The 26,109-nt window shown below is 39.0% G+C and carries 19 protein-coding genes, 1 pseudogene and 1 riboswitch; of the genes and pseudogenes, 14 read left to right on the top strand and 6 right to left on the bottom strand.

Going from position 1 to position 26,109, the window contains the following annotated elements; genetic code table 11:
• Nucleotides 1–602, bottom strand: a pseudogene (locus ACKPEB_RS04315) (recombinase); the annotation flags it as partial.
• Nucleotides 603–1,030: 428 nt separating this feature from the next.
• On the opposite strand from ACKPEB_RS04315, the gene ACKPEB_RS04310 reads away from it, so the two are divergent.
• The 4 genes from ACKPEB_RS04310 to ACKPEB_RS04295 all read left to right on the top strand — a co-directional run bounded on the left by ACKPEB_RS04310 (nucleotide 1,031) and on the right by ACKPEB_RS04295 (nucleotide 4,691).
• Nucleotides 1,031–2,095 carry a class I SAM-dependent methyltransferase gene (locus ACKPEB_RS04310; protein WP_408963588.1) on the top strand — a complete coding sequence of 355 codons (1,065 nt, stop codon included), beginning with the start codon at nucleotides 1,031–1,033 and terminating at the stop codon, nucleotides 2,093–2,095.
• Between the two features lie 96 nt (nucleotides 2,096–2,191).
• Entirely contained in the window at nucleotides 2,192–2,668 is a 477-nt protein-coding gene (locus ACKPEB_RS04305) for a YbjN domain-containing protein (protein ID WP_408963587.1), read from the top strand.
• The gene (locus ACKPEB_RS04300; RefSeq protein ID WP_408963586.1) at nucleotides 2,634–3,410 is read left to right on the top strand and encodes a biotin/lipoate A/B protein ligase family protein; all 777 of its coding nucleotides are present in this window, start codon (nucleotides 2,634–2,636) and stop codon (nucleotides 3,408–3,410) included. The genes ACKPEB_RS04305 and ACKPEB_RS04300 overlap by 35 nt, the downstream gene beginning before the upstream one ends.
• Before the next feature lie 72 nt (nucleotides 3,411–3,482).
• A complete protein-coding gene (locus ACKPEB_RS04295; protein WP_408963585.1) occupies nucleotides 3,483–4,691 on the top strand; it encodes a 4-hydroxy-3-methylbut-2-enyl diphosphate reductase in 1,209 nt (402 codons plus the stop codon).
• Nucleotides 4,692–4,867: 176 nt separating this feature from the next.
• On the opposite strand, the gene ACKPEB_RS04290 is transcribed toward ACKPEB_RS04295, so the two are convergent.
• A complete protein-coding gene (locus ACKPEB_RS04290) occupies nucleotides 4,868–5,299 on the bottom strand; it encodes a hypothetical protein (RefSeq protein WP_408963584.1) in 432 nt (143 codons plus the stop codon).
• A gap of 434 nt (nucleotides 5,300–5,733) precedes the next feature.
• Between ACKPEB_RS04290 and ACKPEB_RS04285 the strand changes: the two genes are divergently transcribed.
• The 5 genes from ACKPEB_RS04285 (at nucleotide 5,734) to ACKPEB_RS04265 (ending at nucleotide 14,107) form a co-directional block, all read left to right on the top strand.
• Nucleotides 5,734–8,427: a Calx-beta domain-containing protein gene (locus tag ACKPEB_RS04285; RefSeq protein ID WP_408963583.1), complete on the top strand. Its 2,694-nt coding sequence runs from the start codon at nucleotides 5,734–5,736 to the stop codon at nucleotides 8,425–8,427.
• 266 nt (nucleotides 8,428–8,693) lie between these two features.
• On the top strand, nucleotides 8,694–9,524 hold the full coding sequence (locus ACKPEB_RS04280; RefSeq protein WP_408967513.1) for a M48 family metallopeptidase: 831 nt from the start codon (nucleotides 8,694–8,696) through the stop codon (nucleotides 9,522–9,524).
• A gap of 94 nt (nucleotides 9,525–9,618) precedes the next feature.
• A riboswitch (cyclic di-AMP (ydaO/yuaA leader) is annotated at nucleotides 9,619–9,769 on the top strand.
• A gap of 254 nt (nucleotides 9,770–10,023) precedes the next feature.
• Nucleotides 10,024–12,165, top strand: coding sequence for a cation:proton antiporter (locus ACKPEB_RS04275; protein ID WP_408963581.1), 2,142 nt, complete (start codon nucleotides 10,024–10,026; stop codon nucleotides 12,163–12,165).
• A 71-nt stretch (nucleotides 12,166–12,236) separates the two neighbouring features.
• Nucleotides 12,237–12,683 carry a hypothetical protein gene (locus tag ACKPEB_RS04270; protein WP_408963580.1) on the top strand — a complete coding sequence of 149 codons (447 nt, stop codon included), beginning with the start codon at nucleotides 12,237–12,239 and terminating at the stop codon, nucleotides 12,681–12,683.
• 77 nt (nucleotides 12,684–12,760) lie between these two features.
• Complete coding sequence (locus tag ACKPEB_RS04265) at nucleotides 12,761–14,107, top strand: ArsB/NhaD family transporter (protein ID WP_408963579.1); 1,347 nt, start codon at nucleotides 12,761–12,763, stop codon at nucleotides 14,105–14,107.
• A gap of 27 nt (nucleotides 14,108–14,134) precedes the next feature.
• Here ACKPEB_RS04265 and ACKPEB_RS04260 read toward each other — a convergent pair whose 3' ends face one another.
• Entirely contained in the window at nucleotides 14,135–16,096 is a 1,962-nt protein-coding gene (locus ACKPEB_RS04260; RefSeq protein WP_408963578.1) for an adenylate/guanylate cyclase domain-containing protein, read from the bottom strand.
• Nucleotides 16,097–16,598: 502 nt separating this feature from the next.
• Between ACKPEB_RS04260 and ACKPEB_RS04255 the strand changes: the two genes are divergently transcribed.
• Both ACKPEB_RS04255 and ACKPEB_RS04250 read left to right on the top strand, forming a co-directional pair.
• Nucleotides 16,599–17,750, top strand: coding sequence for a transporter substrate-binding domain-containing protein (locus ACKPEB_RS04255; RefSeq protein WP_408963577.1), 1,152 nt, complete (start codon nucleotides 16,599–16,601; stop codon nucleotides 17,748–17,750).
• 39 nt (nucleotides 17,751–17,789) lie between these two features.
• Entirely contained in the window at nucleotides 17,790–19,130 is a 1,341-nt protein-coding gene (locus tag ACKPEB_RS04250) for a dicarboxylate/amino acid:cation symporter (RefSeq protein WP_408963576.1), read from the top strand.
• Here the strand turns inward: ACKPEB_RS04250 and ACKPEB_RS04245 are convergent.
• On the bottom strand, nucleotides 19,120–20,340 hold the full coding sequence (locus tag ACKPEB_RS04245; protein WP_408963575.1) for a pyridoxal-phosphate dependent enzyme: 1,221 nt from the start codon (nucleotides 20,338–20,340) through the stop codon (nucleotides 19,120–19,122). The genes ACKPEB_RS04250 and ACKPEB_RS04245 overlap by 11 nt on opposite strands.
• Between ACKPEB_RS04245 and ACKPEB_RS04240 the strand changes: the two genes are divergently transcribed.
• Nucleotides 20,335–20,538, top strand: coding sequence for a DUF6883 domain-containing protein (locus tag ACKPEB_RS04240; RefSeq protein WP_408963589.1), 204 nt, complete (start codon nucleotides 20,335–20,337; stop codon nucleotides 20,536–20,538). The two genes, ACKPEB_RS04245 and ACKPEB_RS04240, sit on opposite strands and share 6 nt — an antisense overlap.
• A 279-nt stretch (nucleotides 20,539–20,817) precedes the next feature.
• Nucleotides 20,818–21,666 (top strand): choice-of-anchor L domain-containing protein, encoded by an 849-nt coding sequence (locus tag ACKPEB_RS04235; protein ID WP_408963574.1) that lies wholly within the window; start codon nucleotides 20,818–20,820, stop codon nucleotides 21,664–21,666.
• 274 nt (nucleotides 21,667–21,940) lie between these two features.
• Here ACKPEB_RS04235 and pckA read toward each other — a convergent pair whose 3' ends face one another.
• A complete protein-coding gene (pckA, locus tag ACKPEB_RS04230) occupies nucleotides 21,941–23,668 on the bottom strand; it encodes a phosphoenolpyruvate carboxykinase (ATP) (RefSeq protein ID WP_408963573.1) in 1,728 nt (575 codons plus the stop codon).
• A gap of 587 nt (nucleotides 23,669–24,255) precedes the next feature.
• Here pckA and ACKPEB_RS04225 point away from each other — a divergent pair.
• Nucleotides 24,256–25,680: an NADP-dependent isocitrate dehydrogenase gene (locus tag ACKPEB_RS04225; protein ID WP_408963572.1), complete on the top strand. Its 1,425-nt coding sequence runs from the start codon at nucleotides 24,256–24,258 to the stop codon at nucleotides 25,678–25,680.
• Nucleotides 25,681–25,752: 72 nt separating this feature from the next.
• Here the strand turns inward: ACKPEB_RS04225 and ACKPEB_RS04220 are convergent.
• Nucleotides 25,753–26,109 (bottom strand): Uma2 family endonuclease (locus ACKPEB_RS04220; protein ID WP_408963571.1); only part of this gene is annotated, 357 nt, incomplete at its 5' end.

Below are 26,109 nucleotides of genomic sequence, written 5' to 3'. Positions count from 1 at the left end.
GTGTTATTAGGTGTTAATTCTGCAATAGCTAGAGCTACGGTTTTAAAAGTTAAATAAGTTTTACTACCAGGTTCTTTAGTATCCCAAACGCTTTTGATTTCTTCCCAAGTCGGGTAATTATCCCAGTTAGGAAATAGCTTAAAGTAAGAACCATATTGTGCATTAAAACTTGACCAGTCAGACACTCCCCCTAGTTTGTTAACATCTCTCTCTCGCTGCCTTCCTGTGTTACGATTCTTGCCACAAAAATAATTGTCTTCTACTTTTTTGAATATCTCACGATAAGTTAATAGATCGTTCTTGATCGTATTTTTCCCGATGATTTCAGCGTTATACCACTCCCAGAATTCAGAGGAGGTACTGTAACGTTTTAACGCCTCAGACACCTTGTAAGCTTTGTCAATTGCCTCTAGTACACCCTTTTCCGTGAACTGGACACTACAACTCCTAGAGGTACGTTTTCCCGTTGTAGGGTCTACGAACTGAAGGAATAGTAATCTATTATCATGTAGTTTAAGAGTTACCCCTTTTGGACATTCCTTACGTTTACGATCATAGAACGCTATTAAATCAGAAAACTGGTTATATGTTCCGTTACTCATTGATTACTCATCCTTTATATAGGGGTAAAGTTTGAGTAATCCTAAACAACGTATTTATAGGGGTTGTAGCTATAGTATCAAGTTCAAATCTTGTCACCAGCTTTCCTTCCAACCAACTAATTACAAGTCATCTACTCTACTATTGAGCTACAATATTGATTAAAGCACTCACTCTTCACTCAATATATTACTAAAAACTTTTGCGTTATCTTGTCATACCCTGAATACTCTCTACCTGACACATTAAAGCTGTCACTCATGATTCACTCACTCTGTTTACGGGTTAATGATTGAGTGAAGTTAAATCACCGTAGAATCAGGGTTTGAGACATCTTACCGGATTCGATTCTAGTAGGGTGCACTTTAAGGGTTGATTGCAAATCTCACTGAAATTTTTATAATTTCAATGAATCTTGGAATCTTGACCTATGACAGATGCACTAACTAAACTAACCTATCAAGCCTTTCAGCAGGGAAAAAGCTACTTTAGTTTAACTCACCAAACTTTAGCTAATCAATTGCTGAATTGGATTAATCCGATTGCGACTGAAGCCAAAACCGAACCCCTAAGTCCTGCAATTCTATTAAAAGTTCAAAGTTTGTTAAATCAAATTATTGAAACGGACTGGGAAGATGCCGAACAAGGAGTTTATCCTGTTTCAATCTTATTTGATAATTCCTGGGATGATTTCTGGCGTTATTATCCGATGCTATTACTTGATTTACCCCAACGTCGGCAACGAATTAATCAAAAACGCTATCAAGATTTTTCTTCTGAGATTGATACAGAAGGATATCCCAGTTATTATATCCAGAATTTCCATCATCAAACCGATGGATATCTCAGTGAAATGTCCGCAAATTTATATGATTTGCAGGTTGAAATTTTGTTTAGTGGGGCAGCAGACTTGATGCGTCGTCGGGTTCTTGCTCCTTTAAAAACAGGATTATTAAAAGGATTTAATACTATTCCTGAAAAACAAATTCGCCTGTTAGATGTTGCCTGTGGCACAGGTCGAACCTTGAGAAATATTCGGGCAATGTTACCCAAAGCTTCCTTATTTGGTGTGGATTTATCTCCGACTTATTTACGGAAAGCCAACCAAATTTTATCGGAACTTCCCCAAGAATTACCCCAGTTGATTCAAGCTAATGCGGAAGATTTACCTTTTCCTGATAATTTCTTTCAGGGCGTAACCTCCGTTTTTTTATTCCATGAATTACCAGCGTCTGTTCGTCAGAGGGTCATTGATGAATGTTTTCGAGTCACGAAACCCGGAGGAATTTTTATTATTTGTGATTCGATTCAACTTCAGGATCACCCTGATTTAAAACCGATGTTGGAAAACTTTTCTAAAACATTTCATGAACCTTATTATCATCATTATATTACCGATGATTTAGGGGAACGATTAGAAAAGGCAGGATTCCAAACGATTAACCTGCAAACCCATTTTGCTAGTAAATATTGGATTGCTCATAAACCTTATTAAGGAATTGATTGATCCGTGAAGAATAGGGCGGGGTCATCCCGTCCCTAGAGACTCCAGCAATACGATACAATGCAACTAAACGCGAGTAATACTATTATGACAAGTACAGAACAAGCACCCTTAACAACTGAAACCAGCGATGAACTGATTGAAGATGCAATGGCAACCGTCAAACCTTCAGAAGAAATTGAAGCGATTCTGGCTGGGTTAGCGGAAGACCAAAAGGTGATGGTGAGAACCTCCGAAGCGGGGAAGATTTGGCAGTTTGAATATGGAAGTGTGGAAGTTTTTGTCCAACTCACCGGAGAAACCGATGAAGATACGTTAACGGTTTGGGCAACTGTGTTAAAATTTCCGGTTAAAAATGAAAACCAGTTAATGCGAAAATTATTAGAAATGAACTGGTTATCAACCATAGAATCTCATTTTGCCATTGTTAATGATCAAGTTGTGGTTTTATCTACTCGAACTTTAGCCGATATTTCCCCCAGCGAAATTTCCCGAATTATTACCATTGTGGCGACGGTTGCTGATAATAATGATGACAACTTACAAGCTGAATTCAAAGTCTAAACTTTGGCGTTTTATTCCCGTTTTGAACGCATCGGGACACCTACAAATGGCGATTGACCATTGGTTGTTTCAACAACATCAACAAGGGAAACATCCTTCTACCTTGCGATTTTATCTGTGGGAATCTCCAACCCTTTCTTTAGGTTATCATCAAAAACATTGGCCGGAACATTGGCAACAGTTAATTTGGCAAAACCAATCTTTAGAATTAGTCCGACGTCCCACCGGAGGTCGGGCGGTTTTACATCAAGGAGATTTAACTTATGCCGTGATTACCTCCCAATTACCTGAAAATCCCAGAATTGCCTATCAAACATTATGCCAATTTTTAATTGAAGCTTGGCGATCGCTCGGTCTTGAATTGCATTATGGGACGACCGGACGGGGATACATCCACAACCCCAACTGTTTTGCCACCGCCACCGCCGCCGATTTAATTTTATCCGATGGGACAAAATTAATCGGAAGTGCCCAACTCAGGGGGAATGGAGTCATTTTACAACATGGGTCAATTCGCTTAACCCCCGATGCAGAATTGTTTCGTCAGGTGTTTGGTGTGGAAATGCCAGCACCGATTTTAACCTCGATTGCATCACCAAAGGCGTTAATTCCAACGGTTATCGATGCTTTGATGATGGCGGCTCAAGAGTGTTTTGGCGGAGAATGGGTGGTAGAACCCCTCTCGGATACGGAATTAGAGACAATTGAAAGGGAATATTCAGGAAATTGGAACGTGAACTAGGGATGTTTTCTGACCCCCTGGTGGTTTAAGATCAACAATGATTAACACACCTGAGTTAAAGATTAAAAACAAATGGATACAAAAGCATTTAGACGTTCATTACAACAGTCAGAAAGTTATCACCGTAAAGGCTTCGGTCATCAAGAAGAAGTGGCAAATGTCATGCAATCTGCCTATCAAAGTTCTTTGATTCAAGAACTCCGAGCCAATAACTATATGATGAAACGAGGTCATGTCACTATTAAAATGGCTCAATCTTTTGGATTTTGTTGGGGGGTAGAACGAGCGGTGGCAATGGCTTATGAAACTCGCCAACATTTCCCGACAGAAAATATTTGGATTACCAATGAAATTATCCATAATCCTTCGGTGAATCAACATTTAAAGAATATGAATGTTGAGTTTATTCCGGTTGAAAATGGCATTAAGGATTTTTCCGTTGTTAATTCCGGGGATGTAGTGATTTTACCTGCCTTTGGGGCGAGTGTTCAAGAAATGCAAATCTTGAATGAAAAAGGCTGTAAAATTGTTGATACCACTTGTCCTTGGGTTTCTAAAGTTTGGAATACGGTTGAAAAACATAAAAAAAGAGATTATACCTCAATTATTCATGGGAAATATAACCATGAAGAAACGGTTGCTACCAGTTCCTTTGCCGATAAATATTTAATTGTTTTGAATTATAAAGAAGCAGAATATGTTTCTAATTATATTCTCAATGGAGGCAATCGTGAAGAATTTTTAGTTAAATTTAAGAATGCCTATTCCCAAGGTTTTGATCCGGATCAAGATTTAATTCAAATTGGGATTGCGAATCAAACCACAATGTTAAAAACAGAAACCGAACAAATCGGAAAACTGTTTGAACATACCATGATGAAAAAGTATGGCCCGGATCAATTAAATCAACATTTCCAAAGCTTCAATACCATTTGTGATGCTACCCAAGAACGTCAAGATGCGATGATTGGGATATTAGATGAACCTTTGGATTTAATGGTGGTCATCGGTGGATTTAATTCTTCTAATACCACCCATTTACAGGAAATGGCGATTGAAAAAAACATTCCCTCCTATCATATTGATTGTGCTGAACGGATTTTACCCGATAACCGGATTGAACATAAACCGTTAGGAAAGTCTTTAGAAATTCAAGAGAATTGGTTTCCCAATGGTGAAGTTTTAGTGGGAATTACTTCCGGTGCATCAACTCCTGATAAAGTGGTTGAAGAGGTGATAGAACGAATTCTTGCCCAGCAGTTTTCCACCGTTCAAGCTTAAAGATTAATCTCTCCTCCCTGGTTGCTAGGTAGAACCTAGCAATACTATCTTGCAGGTTCCGCCTGCTGTTACAGGGAGGTAAAACCTCCGTTATTGTGTTCCCTGATTCTACCAGGGAACTAGAGAATAAAGCATATTTTTATTTTCGATAAAAACACCAAAAACCCGATTAAATCTTACAATTTAATCATCTGATTCATAGAATCTTCTAACTGTTTTAATAAGGAATCAACATCTTTTCCAAGTTCAGCAAAACAGTCAGGGGGAGTAGGATTAGATTCAAAGTAAATTAATTTAACGTGATCAAACCCAATTCCAATAATCACAACTTCTTTTTCCGGTTGATATCCATCTACAATTCCTAATATTTCTTGTAAACGGTTTTGAACACTTTGATTGAGTTGTTCAATGGCAGATTTTGGACAAGCAACAAAATGGGGAGTCGGTTTAACATCAATTCCTAGGGTATCCGGTTGTTCACCCCATTGTAAACGTAAACCCCAAGCTAAAGCAGCTAATTCCTGACGGTGAGTTTCCACAAACCGATCCAACTGAGTTTGCCAACTGGGTTCTCCTAAACTCGGTTGATTGCTATCAAGTTTAATCATTGTTTTACAACTAACTTTTACTTAGTTTATATATTTTATCAGTAATCAGTCATCAGTAGTCAGTTATTAGGTGTTAAGTTTCAAGTCTGAGTAGTCAATTGTTAGGTGTCAGGTGTCAAGTGTCAGTATTTTTGAGGAATAGACGATGCAATTTATAACTCAGTATTGTTATTAATACGGTTATAGGAAAATTTGATGTATATTAACTTACATTTTATTTTTATTGATTCATGGTATAATAATTTTATTAACGGAACTTATTGACGCTATAACCTATCTTTAAAATTGAGATGATCTCTCTCAATTTTAAAATGTAAGCTACTTTTATTTATTGTCATTATTAATCAAGCTTGATCGAATATTTTCCTGATTTTTGTCGTGTATCTCGAAGAAAAGGGATAGACATTCTGAGTTTTTGAGAGGAGAATTTTATCATGAGTCTTGATGCTTTTGATTCAGGAAATATATTCTTTAGTTCGTCTCAAGCAATGATTCCCTATCCTCAAACCTTGTTTCTTCCATTAGAATTTAATTTTCCGATGGGAAGAAATTCTAATCCGATTTCTAGTGTTGAAATCAGTTCTTTACCCACTCCTAATGCTGATTTAATCATGGGTACAGAATTTGCAGATAATATTTTTGCTTTGGGTGGTAATGATACCATTTATGGGTTAGAAAACAATGATATTTTAGGCGGAAATCAACAAGCGGATCAAATTTTTGGAAATCAAGGAAATGATAGCCTTTATGGAGGTCAAGATCAAGATACTTTAGCGGGAGGTCAAGATTCTGATTTAATTTTCGGCGATTTTGGTGATGATTTGGTATTGGGCGATCGCGGTACAGATACATTATTTGGAAATCAGGATAACGATACTATTTATGGGGGAAAAGAGAATGATTTAGTGGCGGGTGGAGATGGAAATGATCAATTATTAGGTGATTTTGGTGATGATATTATTTATGGAGATTTAGGTGCAGATACCCTAACAGGTGGTGAGGGAAATGATAAATTTTATATTGGTAAAATGATGGGAGGATTTGCTCTGACTGATGCTGATATTATTGAAGATTTTACATTAAATAAAGATTTAGTTGGATTACTAGAAGATTTAACCTTTAGTGATTTGAAGATTGATCAAGGAACAGGAGAATATATCAATGATACGATTATTCAAGATAAAAATTCTCAGGAATATTTAGCAATTCTCAAAAATGTAAATAGCAATACTCTTAATTCTGATGATTTTATTTTTGAAGGTTCTGAACCGACTCCATCCCCAACACCAGAACCCACTCCTTTTCCAACACCAGAACCTACACCATCTCCAGTTCCAGAACCGACTCCATCTCCCACACCCGACCCAACACCTGACCCATCTCCCACACCAACACCCACACCAGAACCGACCCCATCTCCCACACCCACACCCACACCAGAACCCACTCCATCTCCCACACCAGAACCCACACCCACACCAGAACCCACTCCATCTCCCACACCGACTCCGAGCCCAACACCTACACCAGAACCCACTCCAGCACCTCTGAGTGTTGTAACCTTTAGTGCGGCTAACTTTAGTGTTAATGAAGATGGGACAACTCAAGCTAATGTGAGTGTTACTCGGACGGGTAATAGTGTTGGAGATGTGGGAGTTACAGTTAATCTCAATAATGGCACAGCAACTGCACCAGATGACTATAATAATAGTGTAATTACTGTTAATTTTGCTGATGGAGATACTACGCCGAAAACTGTTACAATTCCGATCATTGATGATAGTGTTTTTGAACCCACGGAAACCGTTAATTTAGCCTTAACCTTGACCGCAGGAACAGCCACATTAGGAATCCAAAACACTGCTATTTTGCAAATTGTTGATAATGATCCCAGTGATAATCTTCAGTTAAATAGCGCAACTTATTTAGGAACAACCGGAACTGATAGTGCAGCATCGGTAGAAATTTCACCCGTTGATAATACGATTATTGTTGCGGCTAATTTTAACGGGTTAGGAGAAATTCAACGGTTACAAAATGGCAATACAGCACCTTTATCGAATACATCATTAGGCGGTCTTGTTAATGATTTAGATGTGGATCGAGACAGTGGAGAAATTGTCGCCGTTGGAGATTTTGGTATTAAAGTTTATAACCCCACCGCCAATACAGTTTTATGGCAACAACCCGGTAATTTTAATCGAGTTGCGATCGCCAATGATGGGACTGTAGCCACCTTAAATAATAGTACCGATACCGTAACCTTATGGAGTCCAACGGGAACATTATTAACAAGTACAATATTAACCGGAACTAATGTTAATCCGGCGGATATTGCTCTTGATCCCACGACAAAACAAGTTTTTGTTACCGGATATAATCAAGTCACCAGCATTTTACAAACTCCCTTTTTACGAGGGTTTGATTCTTCCCTGAATTTATTATGGAAAACCTGGGATTTTAGTGTGTCTGAAGTCACTGGACAAAATTTAGGTGCAGATACCAGGGGCGAACGAATTACCATTGGTAAAGATGGAGGGCTTTATTTCCTTGGAAGAACCGACGGCGGAAATAACGTTTTTCAACGTAATGGTCAAAATATTACTCAAACTTTAACGACCTTGGTTAATGTAGATTCTTTTAATAATTTTTCCGGTGCGGGAGCCGGATCTTTCACCTTCCATAGCAAGATTAATCCCAATACGGGAACAATAGATCAAGGTCAATTTATTGTCACCCGAACCAGCACAGGAGCAAATAGTTTTACCCCCAATTCCATCACCGCCGATGAATTTGGTAATGTATATATAGGAGGTTCTTCTGCATTTCAATTGCAAAATCGTGCTTCTAAAACCATTAATGGTCAACCCGTTGGTGCTTATACCTTGGGAGAAATGGCGGTGTTAGGATTATCTGCTGATTATACCGTCCGAAAATTCTGGACTCCCTTAACCCAAACTGGGGATAGTGATGGCGCGAAAGGAACTGTAAATGGTTTTACCGTTGCGAATGGTCAAGCGGTGATTTTGGGAACACTAACACAACCTTCTGTTACAACAACCACTAATGCAATTAATCCTAATCCATTAGGAGGCAATGATGCGTATTTAGCAACGTGGTCAGTTTAGGGTTTCCAGAAACCGGGTTTCTCCATAAAACTTGATGGAAACTTACCGATAAAAGTTATATTCCCTCCTTGAATGTTTGCTACGCATCCGTCCCCTGTAGAGAGGTTGCATGCAACCTCTCTACAGGGGGTTTAGGTGATCAAATTCCATATTAGAAACCCGGTTTCTATAATCTACGTCTATCAATTTAAGTCCACTTCCGTTTTGATGTTCTACCTCTAACTTGTGAATTCTCACACGCACTCATTATGTTAAAACGCTTTACAATGACTCAATCTTTCCGTCATCGATGGGTTTATCTTATTATTTCAATAACCGTTACCCTGAGTATTTTATTAAGTTCAACAATCGCAACTTGGGCAATTCCTTTACCGGAATTAATTTTTAGGGGAGTTCAAATTATTCAATTATCAAATTTATCTGCCCGTCAAGAAGTTGCACTGGGAGAACAAATCAATGAAGAATTGCTTTCTAAACAAGTTCGATTATTTCGTAACCCCGAAGCTCAAAATTATATTAATCAAATTGGTCAACGTTTAGTTCAAGCCAGCGATCGCCCCAATATTCCTTATACATTTCAAGTGATTGATGATCGCAATATTAATGCGTTTGCCACCATGGGGGGGTTTGTTTATGTGCATACAGGGTTAATTGCCGCCGCTAGTAATGAAGCCGAATTAGCCAGTGTTATCTCCCATGAAATCGGCCATATCGCCGGACGTCATGCAATTAAACAAATGCGTCAAGCCGCCGTTGCTGCGGGGGTAGCGAGTGCAGTGGGAGTAGATCGAAATAAATTAGTTCAAATTGGGGTAGAACTTGCTTTAAACCGCCCCAAAAGTCGGGAAGCAGAATATGAAGCAGATCGCATGGGTTTAGAAACTTTAATTCGGGCGGGTTATTCCCCACGAGGAGCGATTGATTTTATGGCTAAACTGTTAAAAAGTGGTTCTCCTCCAACTATTATTAGCACTCATCCTGCTACTCGCGATCGCATTTCTGCCATGCAACAACTTCTTGATCCAAACTTGTTTAATTCCGGTGATGGATTAGATAATAATTTCTATCGCGCCACCGTTGAACGAATTTTATCTTAATCCAATTCATCAAACCATTAAGCGCCTTGAATGAACATTCATTTAAGGCGCTTTTGATTTGATCAGGATATATGCTATACTCACCTACTAACTAGAGTTCAGTCAGCCTAATCCACTCTTTTTTAATGAAGTAGGAACGGGGGAACCACTTTTAGGGGCTTATCTCCGATTGTTTTCCATTGTCGAGAAGGACATCTCTCAGTCCTAGCCCGTCAGCTAACCCCGTCGGCTGTGAGAGAAGACTGTTGATCGACAGAATGTTTCTGATCGTTCTCACCAGGATTCCAAAACAACAAGACTCTGTTATTCAATAATGGGTATTGAACCCTTGGGTCAGACACTTTTGATTTCCTAAAGTCATACAGATCGCTAAATTTTGTTATTTGTTGATTTGAGGAGAATCAAAATATTAATTCGCTGTTTTTCAATAAAAGGTACGCAGGGATTAAGGTTTGTTAACCCCCATTAATTTTACTGTCCTTTACAGTTGAGGCTGACTATGCACCCTGCGATTTTAGTTCTCCTACAAGTCTTAGTGGTGATTGGATTATCCCGATTAATGGGGTTAGTCTGTCGTCAAATTAAACAACCGTTAGTGATTGGAGAAATTATTGCCGGAATTATGTTAGGGCCATCTTTATTAGGCTTAATTGCCCCTGATATAATGACGGCTTTATTCCCGGCTGAAACCCTATCCTACTTAAATGTTTTATCGGAAATTGGGTTAATTTTCTTCATGTTCTTAATTGGATTAGAACTCAACCCCAAATATTTAAGTGGACAACTGGAAACCGCTATTTTAATTTCCCATGTGAGTATTATTGTTCCCTTATCTTTGGGGATGATCTCAGCTTTGTATTTTTATCCAATTGTTTCTAATGATAGTGTTTCTTTTACGGCGTTTTCTTTATTTTTAGGTTCAGCATTATCCATTACTGCTTTTCCCGTTTTAGCTAGAATTATTACAGAAAATAATTTACAAGGAACCCGTTTAGGAACTTTAGCGTTAACTTGTGCCGCCGTTGATGATGTCACCGCCTGGTGTTTATTAGCCTTAGCGATCGCAGTCACTCGAACTAACAGTATATCGGGAGCATTTCCCACCATTATTGCATCGCTATTTTATATTATTTTAATGGTAACGGCTGGACGCTGGATCTTACAAAAACTCGCCATTCATTATCAACGGCGAGGACGACTAACCCAATGGGTTTTAGCATGGATTTATATGGGAGTTGTCGCTTCGGCTTTAATTACCGAATTAATTGGAATTCACTTAATTTTTGGAGCCTTTTTAGTCGGTGCAGTCCTGCCAAAAGAACCCGGTTTAGTGAGAGAATTAGCCGAGAAAACCGAGGATTTTGTTTTAATTTTCTTACTTCCGATTTTCTTTGCTTATAGTGGATTACGCACACAAATTGGCTTACTGAATCGTCCTGAATTATGGTTATTATGCGGGTTAGTCATCGCGGTGGCAATTATTGGTAAATATGTCGGAACTTATGTTGCCGCGCGAGTAAGTGGAATTGAAAAACGGGAAGCTTCCGCATTAGGTTGGTTAATGAATACAAGAGGATTAACCGAACTAATTGTTTTAAATATTGGCTTAAGTTTTGGGGTGATTTCACCGTTGCTATTTACCATGTTAGTGATTATGGCATTAGTGACGACCTTTATGACCTCTCCCTTATTAGAAAAAACTTATCCCAAAGAATTAATTAAACTTGATGTCGTTCAACCTGAACCCGAAGCAATTAGCCCTCAACCTGTCACTCCATCCTATCGGGTTTTAGTTCCTGTTGCCAATCCTAACACCCACAAAGAATTACTGAATTTAGCCTTAGCAATTGCTGGAAAACCCCCGGCAGTTGTTCATCCTTTAAGTTTAATTGAACTGGAAGAAGATTATTTATTTCAAAGTACCCCCGATGAAGCGAATTACTTAATGAAGCAACAACAACAACGTTTAGAAGAATTAATTCAAAGTTTAGAACCTCCTGAAGTCAGAAAAGGGGTGCATCCCATTATCCGAATTGCCTACGATGTGGCGAAAGAAACTGGAGAAATTGCCCTGGCAGATCAAGCTAATTTAATTTTAGTCGGTTGGCATCGTCCTGCCTTTAGTGATAATCGTTTAGGAGGAAGAGTCGGTCAAATTTTGAATACTTCCCCGACGGATGTAGCAGTATTTGTGAGTAAAGAACAACATCAAATTCAGTCTTTATTAGTTGCGTATGCTTCTAATATTCATGATGATTTAGGATTAACGTTAGCTCTCAGAATGCTATTTAATGATCCCAATCGTCAGTTAAAAATTTTAGTAACCCTTCAGGAACCAGACGAAGAATTCAGTTATGAATTACGGAATGTAATTGATGCCTTACCTCCCCCCATTCAAGCCCGTGTACAACTGATTCGAGTCGAAGACACTGATCCGATTCAAGCCGTCATTGAGGCTTCAACAACTGTAGATTTAACCATTGCGGGCACCAGTCGGACTTGGGGAATTGAACGGCAAACCTTGGGACGCTATACCGATCAATTAGCTCAAGATTGTCATTCATCTTTACTAATTACTCGCAGTTATTCTCAAGTTGCATCCCACATTGCCTCCTTATTACAGCAACCGATTAATCAATGATAAAACCTTAAAATTCTGAACCCACTATGCACCATCATTTTAACTTAAAGTCATTCATCTTTTATGGAACTATGATTGGTTCCGTCGTTCTTTTATTTAAGGGGGTGACCGCCTATGGGGAAAGTCAATTGAAAGCACCGCATAGTATTGGGGGTGATTATGCAATGAAGTTAGAAAATCCTCCTGAATGCTTAAAAAAACAAAATTTAGTTTTAAAAATCGAACAATCAGGAGTGTATATTTTTGCCAAGTTAGCCTTAAAAAAGACTGAACCTCATCTAGATCCAATCAATTTACAAGGTCGCTTAGAAAATCAGCAAATGATCTTATCAGGGAGTTTAAACCCCTGGTTCTTCTGTACACCTGATTCTTTCTCAACGGCGAATGAATTGACCCTGAAAGGAAGCTTTCAAGAAAAAACGTTGACGGGTCAACTTGAAACCCAAACCTTATCAAATCTGATTCAATTTCAAGCGAAATTGAGTCCCGTGTCTACATCTGAAAAACAAACTCATTAAATCTATTCAAGAACAAAGGAGACATCTTTTTTAAAACTAAATTAATCTACTGTTAAACCTTGATTTAGCGTCAACCTATGTTATCACTAGACACAATGGATTCTTTAATTGCTGGAATTACTTTTATCACGGTTATTATTCTGATCATGGCAGAGTGGTTGCACCTAACCATTGCAGCATTTTTAGGGGCTCTCATCCTAATTTTTTTCCATGTCATGACCTTAACTGAAGCTGTAACTTATATTAGTCGTAGTTATGCAACTTTAGCTTTATTTTTTGGGGTGATGGTCTTAGTTCGTGCCTTTGAACCGACTAAAGTTTTTGATTATTTAGCGGTTAAAATGATTTGGTTAGCCAAGGGAGAAGGCAAACGATTACTGTTAGGAATAGTAGCATTAACCACTCCCATTTGTGCCGTATTACCTAACGCCACAACGGTGATGTTATTAGCACCTTTAATTCCTCCCATTGCTCAAGATTTAGGCATTGATTTTGTCCCCTTATTAATTTTAATGGTTTTCATTGCTAATAGTGCCGGATTATTAACCTTAGTCGGAGATCCAGCCACATTTATTGTCGGAGATTCAATTAATATTAGCTTTGTTGATTATCTACAACGCTTGAGTATTGGAGGAGCATTAGCGGTTGTCAGCGTGGTGATTTTATTACCCATTTTATTTCGTAAAACGTGGAATACTAAATTTGAACATTTAGAAGATTTACCCCATCCTCAAATTAATCACCCTCGAACCTTGGCGATGGGAGGATTAATTATCGTGTTTGTACTCACTTTTTTTGTAATTGGAGAAACCCTACCCGTTCCCATTTCTCCGGCGGCGGTGGCGTTATTAGGGGCGGCTTTAGCCTTAATGTTAGCCCATCACAGTAAAATTGATACGGTTAATAATATTTTGCGAGATTTAGACTGGAGTACCTTAATTTTCTTCATGTCAATTTTTGTGTTAATTGGAGGATTAGAAAAAACAGGAGTGATTAATAGTTTATCAGGACTTCTGGCGATTATCTTAGGAAAAAATATTGCTCTAGGTTCAATTTTAATGTTATTTACAGTGGGGCTGATTTCGAGTGTTGTACCGAATATTCCTTTAGTTGTAGCGATGGTTCCTTTGTTAAAGCAATATTTAGTTAATGTAGGATTTGTAGGCGTGGAAGTGCTTGATCCTGCCTTTAGCGGACAGTTTCCACCGGAAGTATTACCGCTATTTTATGCAATGATGTATGGAGCAACTTTAGGAGGAAATGGCACATTAGTCGGGGCTTCTTCTAATATTGTTGCTGCTGGAATTTCAGAACAACATGGACGCAGTATGTCTTTTAAAACTTTTCTCCGGTATGGGATTCCGGTGATGCTGGTACAACTGTTTGTAGCAATGTTATATGTGGTTGTTATGTTTCTGATTTAATCCCTGAGTGATTAAGAATCGGTGAAATTATTCCAAGGGAGTTAATTCATTTGTTTCTGTAGGAAGGGTGGGAGGAACTTCTATTTTTTTCCAATCTAAAACTGCATAAACTTCTACTAACTTTTGGCGACCTTTAACTTTAACTTCCCCTAAACTTTTCAAGAGAATATCCTGATGATTTTCTATAGCAGCAGCCGTTAATTCATTAATTAAAATGCTATATTCAGGATATTCTTTAGTTAAGGTTTCCAAACGTGCTGCCACATTCACCGCATCGCCAATGACCGTATATAATAACCGTTCTAGGGAGCCAATTTGTCCAGCAACTACTTCGCCGCTACTAATCCCAATTCCGGCATGAATGGGTGCTTCCCCCCGTTGAATACGCCGTTGATTTAATTCTCCCAAACGTTCACGCATGGTTAATGCCGCCGCCACTGACCGCCATTCTGTTTCGGCTGGGGATAAGGGGGCACCGAAAATCACCACAATTGCATCCCCAATAAAATTATTAACATATCCTCCCCAAGGGCGAATAGCATCAGTCATTTCCGTTAAATATTCATTGAGAAATGCGACAACTTCTTGCGGTTTCATTTCTTCCGATAGGGTAGAAAAATTGCGAATGTCGCTAAATAAAACGGATACCCAACACAATTCTCCTCCTAATTGTAATTGACCTTGTAATAATTTTTCTCGGACTTCTGGTGAAACCACACGGCCAAAAATATCCCGCTCTCGCTCTCGTTCTCGTAATCCCACAATCATCTTATTAATGGCATGGGCTAAAAGTTCTAATTCTTGGCAGGTTTTAATCTCCAGTTTTTCTACTTCTAAATCACCGTTTTGAACCCGATAAGTTACTTTCTTGATGTGTTTAATTGGTTTCACAAAAAATCGCTCACTCACAACAATTCCTAAACTGGTTGTTCCGATAATTAATGTAGTGATAAATACAAGTAAAACTTTATTGTTTCTTTTAATTTGATCCATATATTTATCTTCAGGGATAACGGTTCCTACCAACCAATCTAATTTATTCATCGGAGTCAATGATATATAATAAAATTTCTGGGTTTGGGGATCTTTATAGCCCAACTGTAGAGGATACCTAATCATTTTTAAGTCAATTCCCCGTTCTGCTAAGGTTTCGACGGCTAGCTGAAAAGCAGGATTTTTAGAATATTTTAATAGCTTAAGTTGAGGTTGATCTTGACCTTTAATTTGAATGGGATTATGTTCATTGGGATCAGTAGAAGCAATCATTTCTCCTTTAGAGTTAATGACAAAAACATCAATATTCCGATGTCCTTTTTGTTGTTGCTTTAAACGTTGAGAAATTTGTTTCAGTTCAAAACCGACACCAATAATTCCTAACAATTCATCTCCTTGATAAAGGGTGACATTAGAATCAATCCCCGGTGTATTGGTGGAACGATAAACATAAACTGTCCAAGCCGCTTTACCCAGTGTTTTCAGAGCATCTTGATACCAAGGGCGATGAGGAGCGTACCAATTCGGTTCTTCAATTTGAGTTGTTCCTATAAATTGCAGAGCGTTTCCTACTAATTGATAACTATCCGTAGTTTTTACGGCTAATTTTTCATCGGGATACCATTGACGAAAATGAAGTTTTAACACTTCTTGGGGATCTAGTTTAGAACGATCATTTCCTACAGATAAACGTTGAGCACCAACATAATTACCATTAGGGTAGGCAAACTGAACAAAAGTAAAATTCGGATTAGATTGCAAAACACTGAGAAAAAATTTATCCCGTTGTTGTGGCTCATTAATGTCAATTAAATTCTGAGTAATTGTACTCTCAATTAAATCTTGTGTATAAGATACATCTTGAAATAAATCCGCGAATTCTTTGGATGTTGATAGGGCAATTTCTTCATTGATTTGAGTGACAATTTGATCGATATTTTTTTTAGAGGTAAAGTACCAGGAAAAATAAACAATTGCGGTAGTAAAACTGATCATTAAAAGAATAAAAACTGTAAGCAGAGTTGTTAAACTGATGCTAGTTTCGATTCCCTGATTTTTGTGAATTCCTTTCATGGTCATCTGGCGATAGGATAGGGTGAATTAAATTAAAAGGATTTTATTCCTAGTATGTTAGCTGGACTAGGATAATGGAGCAAGTTAAGGTGTTCTCACGGAAGAGTTTCAATGTAGATGCAGGAGTTGATGGGGTTCTGTAAAGTATAGTACCTAATTCATGAATGTCTGTTACCCTAAAATAAGTTTAATGAATCGATACTGATCAAGTCGGGTAGCCTTAGAAGTTAAGATATAGTTTAGAGGCATCAGATTCAACCTAGGGAAACTTCTTCATAGGTATCCTTCTATACTAACAATGAGATGTTTCAGGGATGCTATATCGATACCAGGAGGGTGATTGTCATTGAAAGCTCGATTCCATAAAATATTTAAGGGGAAAATTCTTAATGTTTTCTTCATCATAGTGGTAGGAATTGGGATTTTGTTTCCATCCCTAACTTCATTCTCTCAAACTCATCAAGCTCCAGCCAAAATCCGGGAAACAACAACGTTAGTAACTGTCTCCTCTTCATCCTTCAACAATCCGGCTGCAAAACCCCCTGAATCCACTCCAGAACTCAGTTTAGGAAGCTACGGAACTGCGGTTCAACAATTGCAAAAGCAACTCAAGCAAAACGGTTATTTTACAGGGCCAATTGATGGAATTTACGATCAAAAAACTGAATTAGCTGTCTATAATTTCCAAATTAGTATGGGATTATTGGCAGATGGGGTTGTAGGTCAAGAAACCTTAAAATCTCTAAATAATCCCTCTCTTTTAACCTCATTTTTTCCTGTATCAAATTTATCAAAAACCAACCTAAATTCTGCTTCTAATCTTCCTCCTGATATTCAAGGAATTTTAGATCGAGGGGTACTGGTTGTGGCGGTTTTAGGAACGGATAATCCGCCTTTTTTTAGCGAGAATCCCCAAGGTGAATTAACCGGATTAGATATTGATTTAGGTCAATCCATTGCCAGAGAATTAGGGGTTCAAATTAAATTTGATCGGTCGGCAAAAGTTTTTAATGAGGTTGTAGATTTAGTTCATCACCACAAAGCTGATATTGGGATCTCGAAATTAAGTATTAGTATGGCAAGGGCTAAAAAAGTGCTGTTTTCTTCTCCTTATGTCAGTATGCGTCAAGGATTGTTGGTCAATCGTTTAGAATTAGCGAAGAAAGCTCAAAATAAACGCCCTGAAGAGGTTATTCAAAATTTAGATGGAAAATTGGGAGTGATTCAGGGAACTCAATATGCGTTATTTTTTGCCAAAACTCGATTTCCTCAAGCTCAAATCGTTGAATTTGAAACTTGGGATGACGTTGTAGAATCGGTGAAAAAAGGGGAAGTCTTAGCCGCTTATCGAGATGAATTAGAAGTGAAAAAAATCGTACTCGCTCAACCTGATTCCGCTTTAGATATTCAAACCGTCGCTCTCACGGATACCAAGGATGCACTGGCAATGGTCATTCCCTGGGATTATAACCATTTCCTAGCGTTTGTTAATACTTATCTGGATTTGAATAACTTAAACTATACTGTTGAACAGTTAATTAATAAATATCCAGATATTTTTAAACAGGTACCCTAAATTCGAGGAATTAATAATGGGACACAGGAGAGTCTACCTATGAAGCCATCAAAAAAAAAGAGTTTGAGTTCTAAGATTATTAATATTTTAAAGAATCCTTGGCTCCTCTTAATTAGCATCATTTTTTCTATTGCTACAGGATTGTTAAAACCATCACTGGCTTTTCAACTTGAACCCATTGGTCAGATGTATTTAAGTTTGCTGAAAATGTGTGTTTTGCCGATTTTAATTTCAGCAATTACCATGAGTATTGGGCGACTTATGGCGTCTAATAATGCGACAAAATCCATCAAACGCATTATTATTATTTTTCCGGTGTTAATGGTATTCATTGCCGTAATTGCGATATTAGTGGCTGGAATCACAAAACCGGGAACTGGGTTAAGTGCAACAACTTTACAAAACCTGGGGATATTAGTTAATAAATCAGGAATTGATTTAGAAGTCGCCTTAAATCAACCTTTACCTCCTTTAAAAAATCAACCCGGATTAGGAAGTTTTGTAATTAGTATGATTCCCGATAATATTTTTGATGCCCTAAGTAAAGGAGATACATTAAAGGTTTTATTTTTCTCTATTATTTTTGGAATTTCTTTGGGAATGATTCAAGATAGCACCTCGGCATCTCAGGCTTTTTTAGATGGTTTAGAAATTATTTATCGCACCTTTAATAAATGGATTAGTTGGTTAACCTTGCTGCTGCCATTTGGATTATATAGTTTACTTTCGGCACAAATTGCTCACACCGGATTAAACGTTGTATTTGCCATGGTTAATTTTATTGTGGTGGCTGTTTTTACCTATTTATTAATTTATGGAATGAGTACCGTTTTGATTGGGCTGCGGTCTCGATGTCAATTAAGTTATGTCTTCTCCATGGCTCAAGAACCCACAATTTTAGCTTTAGCAACCACAAATGCTTTAGCGTGTTTACCCTCAATGATTTCTACCATGAGTCAGGGTTTAAAATTTTCTCTACAAACTACAAACTTAGTTGTTCCTTTGGGGGTGACAGTCGGTCGTTTTGGTCAAGTGGTTTATTTCACCTTGGCGAGTGTCTTTGTTGCCCAACTGTATCAAATTTCGATTGGTGTATCGGGGTTAGCCATTATCATTGTCGGTTCGATTTTTGCTGGAATGGCCAGTTCAGGGGCGACGGGAATGGTAACCCTAACGACCCTGAACGTAGTTCTTAAACCGTTAGGATTACCGTTGGAAGCCGCCTTAGTTTTATTTATTGCCATTGACCCGATTATGGATCCCTTGCGAACATTATGCACCGTACATACAGCAATGGCAGCGACGGCTTTAATTGCAGATCAAGATCCTAAGTTTTTCCCCTTAGAATCAGAATCTCAACAAGATTTGATTACAACTTAAACCAGGTTAACGCTTCTGGTGCAAATTCCTCGGTTAAAATCTGTTCTTCGACGGGATAGGTATGACCGGAACAATTAATCACCACTTGTTCCTGGGGTTGGATAATGCCGCGTCGGACAAGTTTGATTAACCCAGCAAAAGCAACAGCCGTCGCAGGTTCCACAGAAATTCCTTCCGTTTGAGCTAACAGTCGAGTCACAGTATACGCTTCAGCATCCGTCGCCTGTTCCATCGCTCCTCCATATTTCTGCATTAAATCATAGAGCCAACTATAGGCAAAACCTGGATTTCCCGTAGCCAAGGTGGCGATCGCAGTTTTTGGGTCTGTAACCGGAATAGCTTCCCGTTCACCTTTTTCAAAAGCTTGTATCATCGGGTTACATCCAGAGGATTGAATCATTCCCAAACGCGGCACTTTATCGACCATTCCCACTACCATCATTTCCTCAAAGCCTTTAACGACTCCAATGGGCCCCATCGCCCCACTCACCCCCTGAATAAACCAGTCTGGTGCTTTCCCTTGAAGTTGTTCTCCTAACTCCAGAGCCATTGTTTTCATGCTTTCCCCACTGGTAAAGCTTTTCAAGCCACTATCTAAAAAAATCCCCTGATTTTGAGCAAATTCCGCAGCCACTTGTTTGGTTTGATCATAGGTTCCAGGGACTTTGACAGTTTCTGCACCATATAATCGAATTTCTCTAATTTTTTCATCGGGGGTTAAACCCGTCAGAAACGCCCAAAGTTTAATTCCCGCCCTCGCTGCATAAGCTGAATAGGAAATAGCTACATTCCCCGTTGAAGCTAAAACCATTTCTTTAATTCCCTGTTCCTTCATCACGGAAATGGTCACGGAAGCTTGTCGATCTTTAAAGGAACCTGTGGGATTTTGACGTTCATCCTTAATATAAAGATGATCTAAACCAATCAGCTTTCCGAAGTGTTGAGCATGAATTAAGGGTGTCCAACCTTCCCCCAGGGTGACAATATGGTTCAAATCAAATAAAGGTAAAAGTTCGTGATAGCGCCACAAACTGGGGTAACGGGTGGAAAGTTGGTCTTTCCAATGGGAATGAACCAACTGTTCAAGATCATACTCGGCTTGAAGAATCGTACCCCCACATTGAGGACAGACAATGGATGCTTTTTGATAAGCGGTAATCTGAGCACAATGGGTACATTTCAAATGAATCTTTTTTGTTTTTAAATTCATTGTTTATTCCTATGGCACGTTGAATTTAACTCGGTTTACATTAAGTTTCGACTGACAACAAGATTTAACAGGAAACTTCCTAACCCTGAAAATACCATTGTTGATGACCAAAAATTAACCGGGTACTGCTTAAACATTACTCATGGAGAGGGTCAACACAAAGCTCGTATTTTTAAGTCAGCCCTGGACTTAGATTAGGCAAGGCTTCCGATTGGGAAACTCTGAATAAAAACCAAATTTACTCCTCTATTTCGATCATCTATTTAAAGTTTTCGTAAAGTAGCTGAAGAGCTATTGACAGTCAAGAAAATGCTTTGTTAACATTAAGAGACAACAAGACCAGAAACTGTTAATAAGTTCCAGAAAATTATCATCAGTTTATCTAAAAATTACTGGGCTAACATCACTGATTTAGTTGATGTTGGTGCTTGATCGATTTGACTGATAAATCTGATTTAGGTTAACCAGAGGGAAAAAATGAAACGATTCCAAAAAATTTCTACCGTTATTACTGCTATTGCCGCTCTCGGTATGATTGAAGCACCCGCATCAGCTTTTACCGTCACTCAAAATAATAATACTTCTGCTTTGCTGAATGCCCTTTTAGGAAACACCAATGGTTTAAGTAATTTTTCCACCAGTATCACCGGCAATGCCAATGCTTTTGGCTTGTTCCAAAATGATCCATTTGGGTTAAACTCTGGGATTGTGATGAGCACTGGGAGAGTAGTAGACTTACCCGGAGTCAACAGCAGCAGCCTATATAACCCTGATTTAAGCACAGGTTTTTGGCAGCCCGGTGATACTCCTGGTAGTTATGACTTGGCTAAATTAGATATCAGCTTTGAGGCTGACAGCACCGTAGACAAGGTATATTTCGAGTATGTCTTCGGTTCAGAAGAGTTTGTCGAGTATGGGGGAAGCAGTTTCAATGATTCTTTTGAATTATTGCTTAACGGTGTCAACCTAGCTAAATTAAGTAACGGTCAAACTGTTACTATCAACAACCTTGTTAGTCACCCTAGTGGGCCGTTTCACCCAGACTATATCAACAATCCTGCTGGCCCAGGTACGGTAACAAAACTGGATGGCTACACGAAAAATCTGACTTTTGAAGGTTTGCTCAACCAGAATTCCACAAACACTTTAAGCATCAAAATTAAAGATCTGGGTGATGGGATTTATGATTCAGGGGTATTCCTTAAAGGTGGTTCTCTCGGAACTGTCAAACCACCTAAAGATGTTCCCGAACCCGGAACAATTATCGGCTTAGTCTTTGCGACAGGAATAGCTGGTGTGGCTCGGTGTCTTCCATCGCGGCGGTGACACAGGACGGATACATCTTCCAGTTCTTGATAAATTTCGTTCCCTCGTCTTCTGAGAGAGTCTGAATAAAGTCTGAATCAGTCTGATTGACACTCCTCCGTTAAGCTGGCGCGCTCGACGGGGGATTGTTGTTTCACAGAAGAATGCAATAAGAGTGCAAGCATGATAGCGTAACGCTATAGTAAAAACCCCCTGTACTGGTACAGCCAGGGGGTAACATTGGATCAAAGATTCATTTAGGCGTGTAGAGTTAAAGCTCTAACTAGGGCTTAACTTAGTTAAGATTCGGTTGAGCTTCCAGAACCGCTTGAGGAACGCCTTCAAATTTTTGGAAGTTGTCTACAAATAACTGGGCTAATTGTTTCGCTTGTTTTCCGTAGGCTTTGGGATTCTTCCAAGTTTGCACTGGATCTAAAATTTCACCAGGAATTCCTGGGATGCTTTCAGGAACTAACACTTTGAAAATCGGATGGGGATAGAAGTTAACGTTGTCTAAGGTTCCATTGACTGCTGCTGATACCATAGCGCGAGTATAGGCGATGGGAACCCGTTGTCCGACTCCGTAGCCGCCACCTGACCATCCGGTATTGACTAAATAGACGTTGGTTTCAGGGTGTTCTTCTAACCGTTTCCCTAATAATTTGGCATAAACTGATGCGGCTAAGGGTAAGAAGCATTTGCCAAATCCGGCGGAAAAGGTGGCTACTGGGTCTTTAATTCCCCGTTCTGTTCCGGCGACTTTGCTGGTATAACCGGACATGAAGTGATACATCGCCTGTTCTTTCGTGAGTTTGGCAATGGGAGGTAGCACACCAAAGGCATCTGCCGTTAAGAAAATAATTGTTTTGGGATGGCGACCAATCCCCGGAATCACGGCATTAGGAATATATTCGACGGGATAGGCAACGCGGGTATTTTCCGTTAAGCTGCCATCATCATAGTCAGGAATACGGGTATCATGATCTAAAACCACGTTTTCCATTAAAGACCCAAACCGAATAGCATCCCAAATTTGCGGTTCCTGTTCCCGACGCAGTTTAATGGTTTTGGCATAACAACCGCCTTCAAAGTTAAACACCCCATGATCTGACCAACCATGTTCATCGTCACCAATTAAATAGCGTTGGGGGTCAGCCGAGAGGGTGGTTTTTCCGGTTCCTGATAAACCAAAGAATAAGGCGGTGTGTCCGTCTGCATCCATATTGGCGGCACAGTGCATGGGTAGCACATCGGCTTTGGTCATGAAGTAATTCATCAGGGAGAAGACGGATTTTTTGATTTCTCCAGCATATTTTGATCCGCCAATAATTACCATTTTTTTCGATAAATGCAGCACAATAAAGGCTTCACTATTAATACCATCATCTTCAGGATCAGCGTGTAACCCTGGAACAGCAATTACGGTAAAATCGGCGTGATGGGTTTTGAGTTGTTCAATGGTAGGACGAATAAACAATTGTTGAGCAAATAAACTTTGAGAGGCTCGTTCTGTGATGACTCGCACACCATATTGATAGTGAGGATCAGCACCGACATAACCATCAAAGATATATAAATCCCGTCCTTGAACATAAGACCGAACCCGACGAAATAGCCGATCAAAATTAAATTCAGGGATGGGAACATTCATTTTGCTCCAGTGAATTTCATCCCGGCTTTCGGGTTCATCCACGATGAATTTATCATGGGGTGAACGTCCGGTATATTTTCCAGTTTTGACACATAGTGCCCCATTAGAAGCAAGAATACCTTCAGCACGAGCAATTGAATGTTCAACTAATGTTGGAACGGGTAAGTTCCGATATACATGACCCAGGTTTCTGAGTCCTAATTCTTCTAATCCATAATGGGGTAATTCTAATAAATTCGGGTGATCTGAATATTTTTTAGTTGCATTATTGGTTGGAAAAGCACCTTGTTGTTCAGCTAATCGATTATTAATTAAGGTTGAAGAAGATACATCTTGATAGACATTGTGATCAACGGTGTTTGTGGTTTCCATCGTTTTAGTCTCCAGTAGATAGTAAGTTTATGGGAAATTTTCTAGGATTGACATAAATGAAGAAGGGTGAAAAATTGAAGAATCACTGAACTTACAAACTCGATTATGACTGAGTTAGTGATGTTCAAATCATGTGTATCATTTTAGTTTTCAGGTTGCTAGTTTAACCGTTGCTATTCCCAATTTGGGATCGTTGACTTCTGAATATTCAGTTCGGACGAGTTTGATATTTGATCTCTAAGTTAACCCTCGTTCACAGTTACATTGAGTTCGTGAAAAAAAGAATTCAGTTCCATGAACTTTCGCTACTGATCATCATACACAGTTTTTCATGTTAGAACATTAACTTTCTTTAAAATTCAGTTGTATTTTTTTGTTAATTTTTTAAGAAATAATGCAAAATGCAGGTTTTGCAATGAAATTTTCTATGAAGTTTCAAATGTCAGTATTTCCTGATACAAATTATAAAAAAATTACTGATTAATCCTAATCTTACCCCAAAAAACTAAAATTTTTCAGGAAGTCCAGGCAGTTTATGTAAAAAATCGTGACAAAATAAGGAGAATTGTTATCTACATCTCAAGAATATGTACGAAAAGATCACTCCACCGACCACAGGCGAGAAAGTTACCTTCAAAAACGGCGAACCCATCGTTCCTGATAACCCGATTATTCCCTTCATTCGGGGAGATGGCACCGGAATTGACCTTTGGCCCGCGTCTGAAAAGGTACTCGATGCGGCGGTGGCTAAAGCCTACAATGGTCAGCGTCAAATTAGTTGGTTTAAAGTCTACGCTGGGGACGAAGCCTGCGAACTATACGGCACTTATCAATATTTACCGGAAGATACCCTCACCGCCATCAGGGAATATGGAGTAGCCATTAAAGGGCCGTTAACCACGCCCATCGGAGGTGGAATTCGCTCTCTGAATGTGGCGTTACGACAAATTCATGATTTGTATGCTTGTGTGCGTCCCTGTAAATATTACACGGGTACTCCTTCTCCCCATAAATCCCCGGAAAAATTAGATGTGATTATCTATCGGGAAAATACCGAGGATATTTATTTAGGAATTGAATGGAAGCAGGGAACCGAAATGGCAGATAAAATTATTAATCTGCTGAATTCTGAGTTAATTCCAGCAACACCTGAACATGGGAAAAAACAAATTCGCCTCGATTCTGGAATTGGGATTAAACCGATTAGTAAAACCGGATCTCAACGGTTAATTCGTCGGGCGATTCGTCATGCTCTGCGTTTACCTAAAAATAAACAAATGGTGACGCTGGTGCATAAGGGTAATATTATGAAATACACTGAAGGGGCGTTCCGAGATTGGGGCTATGAATTGGCAACAACGGAATTCCGCAACGAATGTATTACAGAGCGAGAATCGTGGATTTTAGGGAATAAAGAAAAAAATCCTGATCTGTCTTTAGAAGATAATGCCCGTCAAATTGAACCGGGTTATGATGCCTTAACGCCGGAAAAACAAGCTCAAATTCGTCAAGAAGTGGAAGGAGTTCTTAACTCGATTTGGGAAACTCACGGGAATGGCAAATGGAAGGAAAAAATTATGGTTAATGACCGCATTGCTGATAGTATTTTCCAACAAATTCAAACCCGTCCTGATGAATATTCTATCCTGGCTACGATGAATTTAAACGGGGATTATTTATCTGATGCGGCGGCTGCTATGGTGGGCGGTTTAGGTATGGGGCCAGGGGCAAATATTGGCGATGAATGTGCAATTTTTGAAGCGACTCATGGCACAGCACCTAAACACGCAGGCTTAGACCGAGTTAACCCTGGTTCTTTAATTTTATCGGGGGTGATGATGTTAGAATATATGGGGTGGCAAGAAGCGGCGGATTTAGTTAAAAAAGGGTTAAGTGGTGCGATCGCAAATCAAGAAGTGACTTATGATTTAGCCCGGTTAATGGAACCTCCTGTTGAACCGTTGAAATGTTCAGAATTTGCCGATGCAATTATTAAGCATTTCGATGATTAATTAACTTTCTGTAGGGTGGGATTGACCCACCTTACTTTAAATACATCGAAATATAAAAGCTTACTACAAAATTTAACTGAATAATTCATTAAGGCTAATGCTAAAGCCTAATAAAATAATTTGTGTATTGACAATATCGCCAGCTTTAAACGCTAAGGTTTGATTTTCAGTAATAATTAAAACTCGTTTATTTTCAGGAAAAACTAACCACACTTCCTGACAACCGGACTCTAAATATTCACTAGCTTTAGCAAATAAATCCTCCGCCGCATCACTGGGAGACGCAATTTCAGCGAGAAGGGGAGGACTTTGGGGTAAGGTAGGAAACTCCCCAAATTCTGTTAATAATTCGGGTGTGAGATAGCAAACATCAGGACGTCTCCCTTGTTTTAAGGTACAGCAGGGAAGCTCTGTATAAGCATCTCCTCC

The organism is Planktothrix sp. (assembly GCF_046067725.1).
Taxonomy (GTDB): Bacteria; Cyanobacteriota; Cyanobacteriia; order Cyanobacteriales; family Microcoleaceae; genus Planktothrix.
The sequence above is the reverse complement of the archived record's forward strand: the minus strand, read 5'-3'. Positions and strand labels throughout refer to the sequence as shown.